The sequence below is a fragment of the Denitromonas iodatirespirans genome (assembly GCF_018524365.1).
In the GTDB taxonomy this organism is placed as follows: Bacteria; Pseudomonadota; Gammaproteobacteria; order Burkholderiales; family Rhodocyclaceae; genus Nitrogeniibacter; species Nitrogeniibacter iodatirespirans.
In genome coordinates this window covers 126,076-140,202 of sequence record NZ_JAEKFT010000010.1, presented here as the reverse complement: position 1 = coordinate 140,202, position 14,127 = coordinate 126,076, and the positions used below count along the sequence as shown (strand labels likewise).

11 protein-coding genes are annotated in these 14,127 nt (G+C 68.4%); all 11 read right to left on the bottom strand.

Annotation, left to right across the window (positions count from 1 at the left end; genetic code table 11):
* Positions 1 to 55: 55 nt before the first annotated feature.
* Complete coding sequence (locus I8J34_RS11120; protein ID WP_214361473.1) at positions 56 to 3,805, bottom strand: glycosyltransferase; 3,750 nt, start codon at positions 3,803 to 3,805, stop codon at positions 56 to 58.
* A 24-nt stretch (positions 3,806 to 3,829) separates the two neighbouring features.
* Complete coding sequence (locus I8J34_RS11115; RefSeq protein ID WP_214361472.1) at positions 3,830 to 4,558, bottom strand: cephalosporin hydroxylase family protein; 729 nt, start codon at positions 4,556 to 4,558, stop codon at positions 3,830 to 3,832.
* Positions 4,558 to 5,472 carry an NAD-dependent epimerase/dehydratase family protein gene (locus tag I8J34_RS11110; RefSeq protein WP_214361471.1) on the bottom strand — a complete coding sequence of 305 codons (915 nt, stop codon included), beginning with the start codon at positions 5,470 to 5,472 and terminating at the stop codon, positions 4,558 to 4,560. Before I8J34_RS11110 ends, I8J34_RS11115 begins: the two co-directional genes overlap by 1 nt.
* Positions 5,469 to 6,695, bottom strand: coding sequence for a class I SAM-dependent methyltransferase (locus I8J34_RS11105; RefSeq protein ID WP_214361470.1), 1,227 nt, complete (start codon positions 6,693 to 6,695; stop codon positions 5,469 to 5,471). The genes I8J34_RS11110 and I8J34_RS11105 overlap by 4 nt, the downstream gene beginning before the upstream one ends.
* Positions 6,692 to 7,279, bottom strand: a complete 588-nt coding sequence (locus I8J34_RS11100) for a dTDP-4-dehydrorhamnose 3,5-epimerase family protein (RefSeq protein WP_230411795.1) — start codon at positions 7,277 to 7,279, stop codon at positions 6,692 to 6,694. The genes I8J34_RS11105 and I8J34_RS11100 overlap by 4 nt, the downstream gene beginning before the upstream one ends.
* Before the next feature lie 52 nt (positions 7,280 to 7,331).
* Positions 7,332 to 8,447, bottom strand: a complete 1,116-nt coding sequence (gene rfbG / locus I8J34_RS11095) for a CDP-glucose 4,6-dehydratase (RefSeq protein WP_214361468.1) — start codon at positions 8,445 to 8,447, stop codon at positions 7,332 to 7,334.
* Positions 8,435 to 9,208 (bottom strand): glucose-1-phosphate cytidylyltransferase, encoded by a 774-nt coding sequence (gene rfbF / locus I8J34_RS11090; protein ID WP_214361467.1) that lies wholly within the window; start codon positions 9,206 to 9,208, stop codon positions 8,435 to 8,437. The genes rfbG and rfbF overlap by 13 nt, the downstream gene beginning before the upstream one ends.
* 87 nt (positions 9,209 to 9,295) lie before the next feature.
* Positions 9,296 to 9,946 carry an HAD family hydrolase gene (locus I8J34_RS11085; RefSeq protein WP_214361466.1) on the bottom strand — a complete coding sequence of 217 codons (651 nt, stop codon included), beginning with the start codon at positions 9,944 to 9,946 and terminating at the stop codon, positions 9,296 to 9,298.
* Positions 9,947 to 10,013: 67 nt separating this feature from the next.
* Positions 10,014 to 11,786, bottom strand: coding sequence for a GGDEF domain-containing protein (locus tag I8J34_RS11080; RefSeq protein WP_214361465.1), 1,773 nt, complete (start codon positions 11,784 to 11,786; stop codon positions 10,014 to 10,016).
* Positions 11,787 to 11,927: 141 nt separating this feature from the next.
* Complete coding sequence (locus I8J34_RS11075) at positions 11,928 to 12,569, bottom strand: response regulator (RefSeq protein ID WP_214361464.1); 642 nt, start codon at positions 12,567 to 12,569, stop codon at positions 11,928 to 11,930.
* A complete protein-coding gene (locus I8J34_RS11070) occupies positions 12,566 to 14,086 on the bottom strand; it encodes a hybrid sensor histidine kinase/response regulator (RefSeq protein WP_214361463.1) in 1,521 nt (506 codons plus the stop codon). Before I8J34_RS11070 ends, I8J34_RS11075 begins: the two co-directional genes overlap by 4 nt.
* Positions 14,087 to 14,127: the final 41 nt, after the last annotated feature.

Sequence of the window (14,127 nt, the reverse complement as noted above, 5' to 3'; positions counted from 1 at the left end):
CGCCTGAAAACGGAAGAGGGCCTTCCGGGCGGCTGTGCCTTGTGAACCCAGGCGTTCAGGGCAGGTGTTGGATGAGCCAGTCGTCCACGTGGTCTTCGAGAATGTAGTCGGCCAGCACCCACTCGCGCAGCCGGTCGCCGGCCTGGGCAGTCGTGTCCAGATCGTTCAGATGCGCGCGAATCGCATCGACCCATTCGCGGGTCGAATTGTTAACGCGTGTGACGGGGGCGCTCCGGTAGGGTTCGACATCGGTGCACACCACCGGCCAGCCGAGCAGGCCGTAGTCGAGCAGGCGCAGATTGCTCTTGGCCTCGTTGAAGGCATTGATCTCCAGCGGCGCGACGGCCAGGTCGAGGTTCAGGCTGGCCAGCTTGGCCGGGTAGTCGTCGAAATTGACCCACTCGTGGACTTCCCGCACATAGGGCTTGATGTCGTCCGGACACATGCCGAAGAACACCCAGTCGGCTTCCTGGTGGGTTTCGATGATGGCCTCGCGGATCAACGCCAGGTCGCCGGCATGCTGCATGGCGCCGGCCCAGCCGACGCGGGGCTTGGCGCTGGTTCGCCGCTGCGAGGCGACATGGCCCCAGCGGGCCCATTCGAGCCGGTTGGGCACCACCCGGATGTCGTCGATCATGTGGCGGGCGAACTCGGCCAGCGGCTCGGTCGACACGATCAGGCGGTCGCACAGGCCGATGGCGGTGCGCACCCGCGAGCGGGTGTCGCGCGACCAGTGGTCGAACAGGTTGCTCTTCTCGGGCACGGCGGTGGCCAGATCGTCCATGGAGGCGATGCGGAACAGGCCGGGCACGTAGGTCTGCAGTTGCTGCAGCAGATGGATGTGCTGGGCCGAGAAGCCGTGATGCACGATCAGACTGCGTGCGCCGTCGAGCCGGACGAGATCGGCCAGCGTGGGAATGCGCCGCTTGCTGGTGTCGGGGTAGCTGAAGAACGCGCCGAGCGCCTTGCCGGCGCGCCGGGCGGCGCGCAGGGGGCCGGTGACGCGATACTCGCCGGCGCCGCTGACCGGGTCGGCGATGATCCGCGGGATGTCGTCGACCGGCAGATGGCGCCAGCCGACGGCGCAGCCGGTATCGATGCGGGTGTCCTGGTGGCCGAGCGCGAGGCTGGGGTTCCAGCCCGGATCGTGGCGGATCAGCGGCAGGCAGCGGGTGATGAGCTGGCGCTCTTGAGCCAGACGTTCAAGTTCGACGCGGGCGTGTTCGGCTTCGCGCGCGCTCACCTCGACCGCCTCGCGCGGCGGGGCGTCGTCGTCGTAGTGGGCCAGGGTGGCCCACGGCGTCCAGAGCAGACGGCCATGCGCGGTCAGGCGCTGGGTCATGTCGGCGGTGGGGTAGCTCAGATGCTGCGCTTCGTCCATGCCGCCCGCGGCAGTGAAGTGTTCGCGGCGCAGCAGCAGGACGGCGCTGTCGAGCACCGAGCAGTTGAGGTCGACCTGCTGGCGGCCGAGGTAGCCGGGGTGGAGCATGGTGCGCTCGCCGGTGTCCGGCGAGCCGATGAAGGGCGCCAAGCCGACGACGCTGCCGGTGAAGTCGAGTGCATGGCTGCCCGGGGTGACCAGGCGCGGCGCCACGGCAACCACTTCGGGGCGCTGGCCGTGGTTGAGCAGGCGAGCCAGCCAGTTGCCCTGCAACACCTGCACGTCGTTGTGCATCAGCACGACGAATTCGGCCTCGCTGGCGGCGACGGCGGTGTTGAACAGGCGGCTGATGTTCCAGGGGCCGGCGACATCGAGGCGGCGCAGGCGCTCGGGGTGGGCGGCGAGCTGCGCGTCCAGCCAAGCGAGGCAGTCCGGATCGTCCGATGCGTTGTTGACCAGCGTGATGCGTGCGTCGGGATAGTCGGTCTTGTCGAGCAGGCTCTGCACCAGGGGCGCCATGTATTCGAGCCGGTTGCGGAAGGGGACCAGGATGTCGACCGACGGGGTGGCGCCATGGTGGTACTCGATGCGCCAGGTGGCGTGCAGTTGGCCGGGGCGCACGCGGGCGTCGACCCGGCGACGTGCCAGATGGGCCTGGACGGCCGCCAGGGCGTCGGCATCGGAGATCAGCACATGGGGCGACACCGGCAGGCTCAGCAGGGCGTCGGGGATGTGGCCGATGGCCTCGGCGCCGATCTGCTCCATCACCCGCAGGCTGAGGTCGTAGCTGCGCGCACCGGGCAGTTCGCTGCAGCCGCCAGCGGCGACGAAGACCTCGCGGCGCAGCCACAGCGGGCCGACATAGTCGGTGCTGATCAGCATGTCGGGCAGCAGGTCGGGCTTGAAGCGCGGCTCGACGCGGTCGATGCCGTTGCGGCTGACGTCATCGTCGCTGTAGCACGCGCCCATCGTTTCGCGCGTGGCGAATTCATGGGCGATGCGCCACAGGCAGAAGGGGTCGAAACGGCTGCCGGGCGGCAGCAGGGCGACGATGTCGCAGGCGTTTTCGGCCACGGCGGTGTCGCAGCAGGCCTTGACGTCGTATTGGGTCGGCACGACGCGCCATTCGATGTTGGGCAGCTCTTCGATGGCCGGGTCGGGGCAGGCCGTGGGGGCCATGACGGTGAGGGTCCACAGCGGGTAGGGCTGCTGGGCCACGCTGTCGAGGGTGTCGGCGAGCAGGCCGTAGTCGGCGGCCACGGCGTGGATCAGCAGGTGGATGCGCGGCTCCTGCGGCCAGCGGCGCATCACCCGCTGCAGCAGGGCGTGGTCGGTGTCGAGGTAGTTGCGGGCGTTGAGGTAGGTTTCGTAGTCGCGATCCATCACCGGCGACTGGCTGTCCGGCGTCTTGCCCAGCAGCGAGAGGGCGAGGTTGTCGGATTTTTCGGCGGCCAGGCGGGCCAGCAAGGTGTTGGCGTCATGCAGCGTGTCGGCCATGCCGGCGGCGCGGCCGCTGCAGGCGCGGATGGCCATGGCGGTGACCAGGATCAGGTCGTCGCGCGCGGCATCGACATAGTCCTTGAAGATCGGAATGGCCTGCTTGCTGCCCAGGCTGGAGACGATTTCGTGCAGCCGGGCGCCGGTGAGCAGCTGGATCTGCCGCGCCTTGGCCAGCAGGCGCAGCGACATCGGCCACAGCTCGGACTGGAAGACCAGGTCGAGCAGGTGGATGTGGTCGAAGGCGCTGCGGCCGGTGGCGTGCAGCGAAAAGGACTCGTTGGCGCCGTGCATGCGCAGGCGGCCGATGTTCTCGGCGATGTAGCAGGCGGGGCCGACCGCGGCCAGGCGCATCCACAAATACAGGTCGCCGAGCATCGGCAGAAACAGCGGGTAGGCGCCGCCGACCTGCTCGCACATGCTGCGCCGGAAGACGCCGAAGGACAGCGGGATGTAGTTCTGGATGATGAGCGAGGCCATGTCTTCGACCATGCCGCTGCGCTCGTGCGGGATCCAGGTCATCGGCTTTTCGGGGGCGTCGAGCCCGCCATGCGTGGTGTGCCAACCGGTGTAGGCGTAGCTGCACTCGGGGTGGGCGTCGAGGGCGTTGCAGGTGGCCTCCAGGAAGGTCGGCCCCCACAGGTCGTCGGCCGGCAGGATCACCACATATTCGGCGGCGGTCAGTTCGTAGCCGCGCTTCATGTTGCCGACCGCGCCGAGGTTGGTGTCGTTGCGGTGGTAGCGGATGCGGGCGTCTTGCGCCATCCACCGGGCGGCGACCTCGGGGGTGTCGTCGGTCGAGGCGTTGTCCATGACCAGAACCTGGAAGTCGCCCCGGGTCTGCGCCACGATGGCGGCCAGGCATTCGTCGAGGAAATGGGCGTAGTTGTAGCAGGGGATGATGATGTCGGTGCTGTGCTCAACCATGGGGGCGTCCTTGCGAAGAGCGGGTCAGGCGCGGCGGCGCAGATAGCCGTGCGGGGCGACGGAGACGGCCAGCTTGGCGTCCATCGCGTGGTCGATGTCGAATTCGGGGTGTGTCTTGAGCCAGGCGTGCACGGCAGTCTTGGGGTTGTCGCCGGGCGCCCAGGGGCGGTCGTCGAACAGCGCGGGCGGCATGTCTTCGACCACGGTGTCCATCACCACGCAGTAGCTGCCCGGCGAGGTGAGCGGGGCGTAGCGTTCGAGCTCGCCGAGCACATGGGCATGGGTGTGGTTGGAGTCGAGCACCACCATCACCTTCTTGCCTTCGGCCGCCGCCGCGGCCTGGGCGACGATGGCGGCGTCCAGGCTGGAGCCCTCGATCATGCGGATGCGGTGGGCCATGGGGTGCGATTCGATGGCTTCGCGGTTGTGCGCGCGGATGTCGATGTCGATGCCCAGCACTTCGCCGCGGCCGAGCATCTGCATCATCGAGGCGTAGAAGATCAGCGAGCCGCCGCGGGCGATGCCGGTCTCGATCACCAGCTCGGGCTGGATCCGCCAGATCAGCTCCTGCATGGCGAGGATGTCGGTGGGGTACTGGATGATCGGCCGCCCCATCCACTCGAAATGGTAGGAGTAGCGCAGCTGCTGGGCGCGATCCATCCAGGCGCGCGACAGGCGCTGGAAGTCGGCGTCGTCGGCCTGAGCCTGGATTTCTTTGGCGCAATCGGCGGCGAATTGTTGATGGTCGTCCATTAGAGGCTCCTGGAAGGATGATGGTGGCGCCAGTGGGTCAGGGTGTCGGCCAGGCCGTCGTCGAGCGCGAGCGTCGGCTGCCAGCCGAGCGCGCGCAGCCGGCGGATGTCGCCGACCAGCAGTGGCGGGTCGTCGTCGGGCACGGCGATGGCGCCGAAGTCGGGGGTGCCGGCCCAGCCGGCGAGGCGGGCCAGGGTGAGCACGATCTGGCGCAGCGACACCGGGGTGCCCGAGGCGATGTTGAAGACGCCCTGGTCGGGCGCGCGCAGCAGCTGGGCAAAGGCCGTGGCCACGTCCTGCACATGCAGGAAGTCGCGGTACTGCCGGCCATGGCTGCAGCGCACCGCCTCGCCCGCCGCCATGGCGCGGATCACGGAGGGAATCAGGCGGCCGCCCGCTTCGCCCGGCCCGTAGGGGAAGAACACCCGGGCCCAGGCCAGCTGGGTGCCGCTGTCGGCCAGCAGGCGGGCGGCCAGGCGCCCGGTGGCCAGCTTGGCTTCGCCATACAGGCTGTGCGGCATGCAGGGGGTGATGTCTTCCTGGCAGAAGCCGTGGCGCCAGTCGTACTCGGCGCAGGTGCCGGCCACCACGGCACGCGTGCCGCCGGCCTCGGCGAAGGCTAGCAGCAGCGACAGGCTGGCGCTCATCCAGCGCAGATTGTCCGGCGCCTGCCAGAAGCGGCCGTGCTCGGTGTTCCAGGCCAGATGCAGCAGGTGGCTCGGGCGCAGGCGGCCGACCAGATCGGCGGTGGCGGTGGTGTCGAACAGATCGACGGCATGCCAGTCGATCGCCGGCTGGCCGGCAGCCGGCGGCCGGCGGCTGATCGCGCTGACGCGCCAACCCTCGGCGGCCAGCAGGGGCACGACCGCCCGGCCGATGAAGCCGGCCGCCCCGGTGACCAGCACGTGTTTCATGGCCACACCTGCAATTGGGGAATCGCGGTCACGAAGCGCCCGCCCCAGGTGCGCACCTCGGCCATCTGCGTCATCACCTCTTCGCGCAGATTCCACGGCAGGATGACGACCCGGGCGGGTTTGTCGGCCAGCAGATGCTCGGGGGCGACCACCGGGATGCGGCTGCCGGGCAGGAACTTGCCCTGCTTGGCGGGGTTGCGGTCGACGACATAGGCGAGCAGGTCGGCGCGCACGCCAGCGAAGTTGATCAAGGTGTTGCCCTTGGCCGCGGCCCCGTAGGCGGCGACCCGTTGCCCATGTGCCCGGCAGTCGAGCAGAAAGCGGACGAAGGCGTTCTTGATGGTCTCGGCGCGCACCTGGAAGTCGCGATAGGTGTCGCTCTGGCGCAGGCCGGCTCGCGTCTCACGCGTGAGCAGGGCGGCCACGGCGGGTGCCACCGGCTGCGGCCCGCCGGCCCGCTGGGCGAAGACCCGCAGGCTGCCGCCGTGGGTCGGCCACTCCTCGACATCGAAGACCTGCAGGCCATGGGCGGCGAAGATCCGCGACACGGCGGTGAGCGAGAGGTAGGAGAAGTGCTCGTGGTAGATGGTGTCGAACTGGCACTGCTCGAGCAGATTGAGCAGGTGCGGAAACTCGAAGGTGGCGACCCCGGTCGGCGTCAGCAGGCGCGCGAAGCCGGCCACGAAGTCGTTGATGTCGGGCACATGGGCGAGCACGTTGTTGGCGGCGATCAGGTCGGCCTGGCCACCTTGCGCGACCAACTCGTCGGCCAGCGCGACGCCGAAGAAACGCTCGACGATGTCGATGCCCTTGGCGCGCGCCGCGGCGGCGGTGCTGGCGGTCGGTTCGATGCCGTAGCAGGGAATGCCGGCCGCCTTCACGTATTGAAGCAGGTAGCCGTCATTGGCCGCCACTTCGACCACGCGATGCGCGGCGCTCAGTCCGAAGCGCGCGACCATGTCCGTCACATAGCGCCGGGCGTGCGCCAGCCAGGCGTCGGAGAAGCTGCTGAAGTAGGCGTAGTCGGCGTCGAAGAGCGCGTCGGCCTGGGTGAAATCCTCGGTCTGCACCAGCCAGCAGTGCTCGCATACCAGCACACGCAGCGGATACCAGCGCTCCGGCGCATTGAGCTGGTCGGCGCGCAGATAGGCGTTCGACGGCGGCGAGGTGGCCAGGTCGATCAGCGGCAGCGTCAGCGGGGTATGACAGTGGCGGCACTTCATGGGATCAGACCTGTGAAATCCGGACGGAGGCGGGGCAGGCTGCGATCGCGCTCGGAGCGCTCGCCGACGGGCAGCGGCCAGTCGATGGCCAGGCGCGGGTCGAGCGCGTCGAGGCCGCCTTCGGCTTGCGGCGTGTAGGGCGCGGTGTGCAGGTAGAGCAGTTCGGTGTCGTCGGCGAGGGTCTGCAGGCCATGGGCGAAACCCTCGGGGATGAGCAGGCCGGTGGCGTTGTCCTGCGACAGCCGCTCGGCATGCCAGTGCAGGAAGGTCGGCGAGCCGGCGCGCAGGTCGACCGCCACGTCGAACACCTCGCCGCGCAGGCACTGCACGAACTTGACCTCCGCATGCGGCGGATGCTGAAAGTGCAGGCCGCGGACGGTGCCGGCGGCGCGGGTGCAGGTGCGGTTGATCTGGGCGATCGGCGTGTCGATGCCGCAGGCGGCGAAGAGGCTGGCGCAATACAGCCGCTCCAGGCTGCCGCGCGCGTCTGCCAGCGGTTTGCGCCGGATGCGCTGGAGGCCGGGCAGGGGGGTGTCTTCGACGAGGAAGCGGCCGTCGGCGACCCAGGCATCCGGACGGTTCACAGAATGACCCTCCTGTCGCTGGCGCGACGTTCGCTTCGGGGGCGGGGCGCGCTCATGCCGCACTCCCGAGCGCGGCGATGGCGGCTTCCTGCGCGGCGATCTGCGCCAGGCACTGGGTGGCGGCATCGGCACCTTGCTGCATGTCGCGGTACCAGCGGGCGGTGCGCGCCAGCGCTTCGGGCAGGGGGCAGACCGGCTGCCAGCCGAGATCCTGGCGGGCGCGGGTGCAGTCGAGGCGCAGCAGCGCGGCTTCGTGCGGGGCGTCGGCGGGCGGGGTGTCGGTGTGCCAGCGGGCATCGTCGCCCCAGTGGCGGCACAGCGCGTCGGCAACCTCGGCCACCGGCAGCGCGTCGCGGTTGTCGGGACCGAAATTCCAGCCCGAGGCATGGGTCGCGCCCGCCTCGAGCAGGCGGGCGGTGAGCAGCAGATAGCCCCACAGCGGTTCGAGCACATGCTGCCAGGGGCGCACGGCGGCGGGATTGCGAATGAGGGCCGAGCGGCCCTGGCCGAAGGCGCGGACCATGTCGGGGATCAGCCGGTCTTCGGCCCAGTCGCCGCCGCCGATGACGTTGCCGGCGCGCGCCGAAGCCAGCGCGACCCCATGCTCGGTGAAGCGCTCGGGCGGGAAGAAGCTCGACCGCCAAGCCTCGACCACCAGCTCGGTGCAGCCCTTGCTGGCGCTGTAGGGGTCGGCGCCGCCCATCGCGTCGCTTTCGCGAAAACCGCCGGCCGGCAGCTTGCCGGGGCGGTTGTCGTAGCACTTGTCGCTGCTGACCACCACGACCGCACGCACCGTGTCGACACGGCGCACGGCGTCGAGCAGATGGGCGGTGCCCATCACGTTGGTGGCGAAGGTGGCCACCGGTTCGCGGTAGGACAGGCGCACCAGCGGCTGGGCGGCCAGGTGCAGCACGATGTCGGGGCGGGCCCGGGCCAGTGCGGCGGCCAGGGCGTCGGCGTCGCGGATGTCGCCGAGGGTGGCGTCGACACGGCGGTCGATGCCGGCCAGCGAGAACAGGTCGGGCGTGGTGTCGGGGGCCAGCGCGTAGCCGAAGACCTCGGCGCCCAGATGGGTGAGCCACAGGCTCAGCCAGCTTCCCTTGAAGCCGGTGTGGCCGGTCAGGAAAACGCGCCGGCCAGCGAAGCTGCGGCGGATCAGTTCCAGCATTTCCAGGGCGCCTTGCCGGAGGCCCACAAGCTTTCGAGCAGGTTCTTTTCGCGCAGGGTGTCCATCGGCTGCCAGAAGCCGTGGTGGCGCCAGGCGCGCAGCTCGTCGCGGCGGATCAGTTCGGCCACCGGTTCGTTCTCCCAGGTGGTGGCGTCGTCGGCGATGGTGTCGATGACCTCGGGCGAGAGCACAAAGAAGCCGCCGTTGATGAGGTTGCCGTCGCCGGCCGGTTTTTCGGTGAAGCCGGCGACCGCGTCGCCGTCGAGCGCCAGCGTACCGAAGCGCCCGGGCGGGGCGACTGCGGTGACGGTGGCCAGTTTGCCGTGCGCCTTGTGGTGGCGGGCCAGGGCGGTGAGGTCGACATTGCCGAGGCCGTCGCCGTAGGTGAAGAAGAAGGCCTCTTCGCCATCGAGATAACGCCGCACCCGGGCCAGGCGGCCGCCGGTCATGGTGTGCTCGCCGGTGTCGACCAGGGTGACGCGCCAGGGCTCGGCGTGCTGTTCGTGCACTTCCATGGCGTTGTTGGCGAGGTCGAAGGTGACGTCGGAGGTGTGCAGGAAGTAGTTGGCGAAGTACTCCTTCACCACGTAGCCCTTGTAGCCCAGGCAGATGATGAACTCGGTGACGCCGTGGCAGGTGAAGAGCTTCATCAGATGCCAGAGGATCGGCCGCCCGCCGATCTCGACCATCGGTTTCGGCTTGAGATGGGTTTCTTCCGACAGCCGGCTACCGAGACCGCCGGCGAGGATGACTGCTTTCATAGAGGGGCGCCCATTGATCTTTATGGCACATGGTAGCGGCAACACGGCCTATCGATGGGGGAAACAAGCGGAAGTTTTGCCCCCAATTCACCGGCCGGGCAGCAGATCCGGCGACGGTGTGGGCAGATGCGTCCAGCCCGGCGCGAGGGCGTCCGGATCGATCGCCCCGTAACCCCAGGTGGCGGCGAAGAAGGGCAGCGCGTTGGCGTTGGCCGCTTCGCCGTCCTCCAGGCGATCGCCCACGTAGGCGGCGTGCTTGGGGTCGATGTGCTGTTCGTCGAGCAGGCGCTCGATCATGGTGGCCTTGTCGCGGATGCGCGGGGTGACCATGTCGAGGGCGTAGACGCTCTCGAACAGCGGGCGCCAGCCCAACAGATCGAGGATGCGCAGGGTGGGGAAGAGGCGCTTGTTGGTGGCGATATGGAGGGCGATGCCGCGATCGTGCAGGGCGTGCAGCATGGCCTCGACGCCGGGGTAGGCGAGGGTCTGCGTGAGGCCGTCGTCGTCATAGGCGGCCTTGAAGTGCTCGGTGAGTGTCGACAGCACTTGCGCATCGGTCGTGCCGGAGAGCAGTTGCAGGGTTTCGTTCAGCGGCGGGCCGATGATGTCGGCGGTGATGGGGCGCACCGGCGTGCGGCCGGCGGCGGCGAAGGCGGCCTGGAAGCTGGCCAGGATCGCGGGGGCGGAGTCGATCAGCGTGCCGTCGAGATCGAAGATGATGTGGGTGTCGCGGGGCATGGTCGGAGGCGCAGTCGGAGGAAAGGTCGGGCACCCATTTTGGCATGCCCGCCGTGGCGATGCGGCCTCAGGCCAGCATCACGCGGTTCTTGCCGGCGCGCTTGGCGCGGTACATGGCCTTGTCGGCGCGATCGATGGCGACCGCGGCGGCTTCGTCGGCTTCGAGGCGGGCGACGCCGGCGCTGAAGGTGATCAGCAGCTTCTGCCCTTCGGCCAGGAAGTAGCGGGTGGTCAGGGCGCGTTGCAGACGGGTGATGGCGGCCACGGCGTGTTCGACGTCGGTGTCGGGCAGCACGACGATGAACTCTTCGCCGCCGTAGCGGCCCAGGCTGTCTTGCGGGCGGAGGTTGGCGCGGATGACGTCGGCCAGGTGCTGGAGCGCGGCGTCGCCGGCATGATGGCCGTGGGTGTCGTTGATGCGCTTGAAGTTGTCGACGTCGAGCAGGCCGACGCACAGCGGGGTGTCGCGGCGGCGGGCGCGCGCGATTTCTCGCTCCAGGGCTTCGTCGAGCCCCTTGCGGTTGAGGGCGCCGGTGAGCGGGTCGTGGCGGACCAGTTCGCTGGTGTGATGCAGCTCGTGCTGGAGCTTGCTGATCTCGACGTTGGCTTGCTCGACCTTCTCTTGCAGCGAGGCCAGATCGTCGCGCGAGCGGCGCGCGCCTTCCTGGACGACGCGGGTCTCGCGCAGCATGTCTTCGATGACGTTGGACAGTTCGCTGATGTCCTTGGCCTGGGCGATGCGGGCCGAGGAGCGCTCCAGGTTGTCGTGAAAGCTGCCGGCCGATTCGCTCATGTCGGCCAGCCGGTCGACGAAGCCGGCGAGCATCTGCTTGAGGCGCAGCTGGGCATCGGTCAGCTCTTGCTTGATGCGGCCCTGCTGATCGATGACGTCGCGCAGGCGGCGCTCGACTTCGTCCAGGATGCGGATGTCGAGCGGCTGGGAGAAGGCTTCGCTGACCACGCTGAGCTGGCCGGTGAGCCATTGGTCGTCGATCACCAGCTTGCTGATGTTGTCGATCAGCAGCTGCAGCAGCGCGACCAGGGCGCGGCGAATGCCCGACTGGTCTTCGCCGGTCCATTCGAGCTTGAGGATCAGCTCATGCAGGTCGGCCAGCAGCTGCGGTTGAGCGTCGCGGGTCGGCCAGGGGTTGAGGCGGTTGCCGAAGCTCGCGATCCGGGCTTGCAGATCGGGCGCGTCGGCCAGCAGTGCGCCCACGCCGCGCGTGAACAGTTCGTCCAGCGCCTTGGCCAGTTCGGGCGGAACCTCTACCGCCGGCAACGGCGCCGCGGCGGTGGTGGCCGGGGCGATCGGCGCGGCCGCGGGGGTGTCGGCTACCGGCGCGAAGCTTTCGGCCACCTCGGACCCGGCGGCTGTCGACCAGTGCTTAAGCAGATTGCCGAGGCGGGTGTGGAGCACGCCAGCGCCCGCGCCGGAGGCGTCGAGAACATGCTTGAGCGATTCTTTCTTGCGTGCCTTGGTAAAGGCTGCATGGTGGCGGTCCATCTGCTCGACGATTTGCTGGATCAGCGGCGCCCAGGGCATTTCCTGAGCATCGGTGGCCTCGGCCAGCTCGATCATCGCGGCACGCAGCGGCGGCCAGGACTGGTTACCGATGGCCGACTCAAAGCGTTGCGCAAAGCGCTGCTGGGCCGGCGAGCGCCGCGGCAGCTCGGCGGCAATGCGGCGAAAGGCCTGCTCGGGGAAGCAGTCGTCGTCCTTGGTGCCGGCAATGCGATGGTAGTAGGCGCGGTAGTTGTCGGGGGTCGGCGCGACACGATCGAGTGCCAGCCGCTTGAGTGACTCGCGTGCGATTTCAGAGGGAGTGGAGAAATCCGCCATCGTTAGGATCGCGCCTGTAGAAAAAAGAAGTGCGGGCAGTCCCGTGAAATACGGTTGCAGGAGCGCTTACTTTAGCGTGTTTCGAGGCATCGTCGCGCGCGAAAATGCACGGCCCATGCCGCCTTTGGCGGCAATCGGGGCTTATTCGACGAGGCCGAACTTCAGGCCGTAATGCGTGATCTCGGCATTGTTGCGCAAGTGCATTTTCTCCAGCAGACGGGCCCGGTAGACGCTCACGGTCTTGACGCTCAGATTGAGCTCCTCGGCGATCTGGGTCAGCGTCTTGCCCGAGGCGATCATGCACAGCGTTTGGTACTCGCGATCGGAGAGCTTCTCGTGCAGGGGGCGGTCGGTGTCTTCGCCAATGGCTTCGGCCAGTTCCATGGCCAGCGAGGCGCTGACATATTTCTTGCCGCTGGCCACCTGGCGGATGGCGGTGACCAGCTGCTCCGGTGCGCTCTGCTTGGTCAGATAGCCGGCGGCACCGGCCTTGAGCGCGCGAATGGCGTATTGCTCCTCGGGGTACATGCTGAGGATCAGGATCGGCAGCTTGGGCTGCTCCTTGCGGATCAGCTTGAGCGCGTCGATGCCGTTGCGGTCGGGCATGGAGACGTCCATCAGCACCACGTCCCACTGGCCGTCGCGACTCAGCTGCAAGGCGTCGACACCATTGCAGGCCTCGCCGGCCACTTCCATGTCTTCGATGTCCGACAGAATCTGACGCAGGCCCTGGCGGACAATGGCGTGGTCGTCGGCGATCATCACGCGGATGCGCTTGCTCATGCAGAAGGCTCCTGAGGTGCGAGGGTCGAAAGCGGGGCGGGCAAGGGCAGGACGACCTGCAGGCGGGTGCCCCGCGGGATCCGGTTGCCGATGTCGACACAGCCGCCGAGGCTGGTGACCCGCTCGCGGATGCCGCGCAACCCGAAGGAGTGCGGCTTGGCCAGATCGGCATGGCCCAGGCCGACGCCGTCGTCGCCCACCTCGAGGCTGACGCCGTCGCCGGTATGGATCAAGCGGATCTCGACATGTTGCGCCTTGGCATGCTTGCTGACGTTGGTCAGCGACTCCTGGAAGATGCGGAACAGGGCGATCGATTCGGCCTCGGGCAGGGCGATGTCGTCGTCCGCGCACAACACCTCGCACTGGATGCCGGTGCGCTTGGCAAAATCTTCGGCGTGGCTCTCGATCGCGGCGGCGAGGCCGAAATCCTTCAAGATGCCCGGCCGCAGCTCGCGCGTCACCCGGCTGACGGTGTCGATAGCCTCGTCGATCAGGGTTTCGATGCTCGTCACCTGGCTGCGCAACTGATCGATCGGCGCGTCCAGGCGCGAGGCCATCAGCGAGGCGGAGAACTTGAGCGCCACCAGGTGGCCGCCCAGCACATCGTGCACATCGCGGGCGATCCGTTCGCGTTCGTCCTCCTTGGCAAACTGCAAATGGTTGGACAGCGCCTTGAGATGGGCCTGTGACGCCCGCAGCTCGGACTCGGTCTGCTTGCTGTGGGTGATGTTCCACATCACCCCTTCCCAGATCGCCTGCCGGGCGGCGTCGTAGCGCACCGAGCCGCGCACGTTGATCCACTTGGTGTCGCCGGCCTCGGTGTGGATGCGCCCCTCCCAGTTGAGCCGGGCGCCGCTCGTTGCCGAGGCCACCAGCGCGGCATCCAGTGCGGCCCGATCGTCTTCCAGCAGCAGGCGCGAAAAGCAGGCGCTGTCGTCACACAGTTGCCGCACCGACACGCCGAGCAGCATCTCCGTCGCGTCACTGGCATAGGCAAAGGCCAACTGCCCGTCGCCCAGTCGGGTCATCTGGAAGATGACCCCGGGCGTACTGGCCGCCACCGCCTGGAAACGCGTGTCCGCCTCATGCTGTGCCGCCAGGGCCTGACGACGCTGGCGACGGTTCTCGGCCTCGCGCAACTCGCGCTCGACGGCAGGCAGCAGACGCTCCAGGCGATTCTTGCTCAGGTAGTCATGCGCGCCAGCGCGCATGGCGGAAATGGCCGTCTCCTCGCGGATCGCGCCGGAGACGATGATGAAGGGGATGTCCAGCTCCAGCTGTTTGATGATTCCCAGCGCGGCAATGGCACTGAAACCCGGCAGGTCGTGATCGCTGATCACTACGTCCCAGGTGTGCGAACGCAGCGCCGCCTCGGTCTGCGCGGGCGTGTCGACACGCTGCACATCCAGTAGGTAGCCGCCGCTGCGGAAACGGTGGATCAGCAGCAACGCATCGTCCGCGCTGTCTTCGATAAGGAGCAGGCGCAGGTGCGGTCCGCTCGGTGAGTCAGGTGCCATGCGTGGATTTCCGGCGCGGATCGCGGGGTCGGGATCCGTCC

What these genes read in the sequence shown, in the direction of transcription:
- I8J34_RS11120 (WP_214361473.1), bottom strand. Translation starts at nt 3,805, where the DNA reads ATGGTTGAGCACAGCACCGACATCATCATCCCCTGCTACAACTACGCC.
- I8J34_RS11115 (WP_214361472.1), bottom strand. Translation starts at nt 4,558, where the DNA reads ATGGACGACCATCAACAATTCGCCGCCGATTGCGCCAAAGAAATCCAG.
- I8J34_RS11110 (WP_214361471.1), bottom strand. Translation starts at nt 5,472, where the DNA reads ATGAAACACGTGCTGGTCACCGGGGCGGCCGGCTTCATCGGCCGGGCG.
- I8J34_RS11105 (WP_214361470.1), bottom strand. Translation starts at nt 6,695, where the DNA reads ATGAAGTGCCGCCACTGTCATACCCCGCTGACGCTGCCGCTGATCGAC.
- rfbG (WP_214361468.1), bottom strand. Translation starts at nt 8,447, where the DNA reads ATGCTGGAACTGATCCGCCGCAGCTTCGCTGGCCGGCGCGTTTTCCTG.
- rfbF (WP_214361467.1), bottom strand. Translation starts at nt 9,208, where the DNA reads ATGAAAGCAGTCATCCTCGCCGGCGGTCTCGGTAGCCGGCTGTCGGAA.
- I8J34_RS11085 (WP_214361466.1), bottom strand. Translation starts at nt 9,946, where the DNA reads ATGCCCCGCGACACCCACATCATCTTCGATCTCGACGGCACGCTGATC.
- I8J34_RS11080 (WP_214361465.1), bottom strand. Translation starts at nt 11,786, where the DNA reads ATGGCGGATTTCTCCACTCCCTCTGAAATCGCACGCGAGTCACTCAAG.
- I8J34_RS11075 (WP_214361464.1), bottom strand. Translation starts at nt 12,569, where the DNA reads ATGAGCAAGCGCATCCGCGTGATGATCGCCGACGACCACGCCATTGTC.
- I8J34_RS11070 (WP_214361463.1), bottom strand. Translation starts at nt 14,086, where the DNA reads ATGGCACCTGACTCACCGAGCGGACCGCACCTGCGCCTGCTCCTTATC.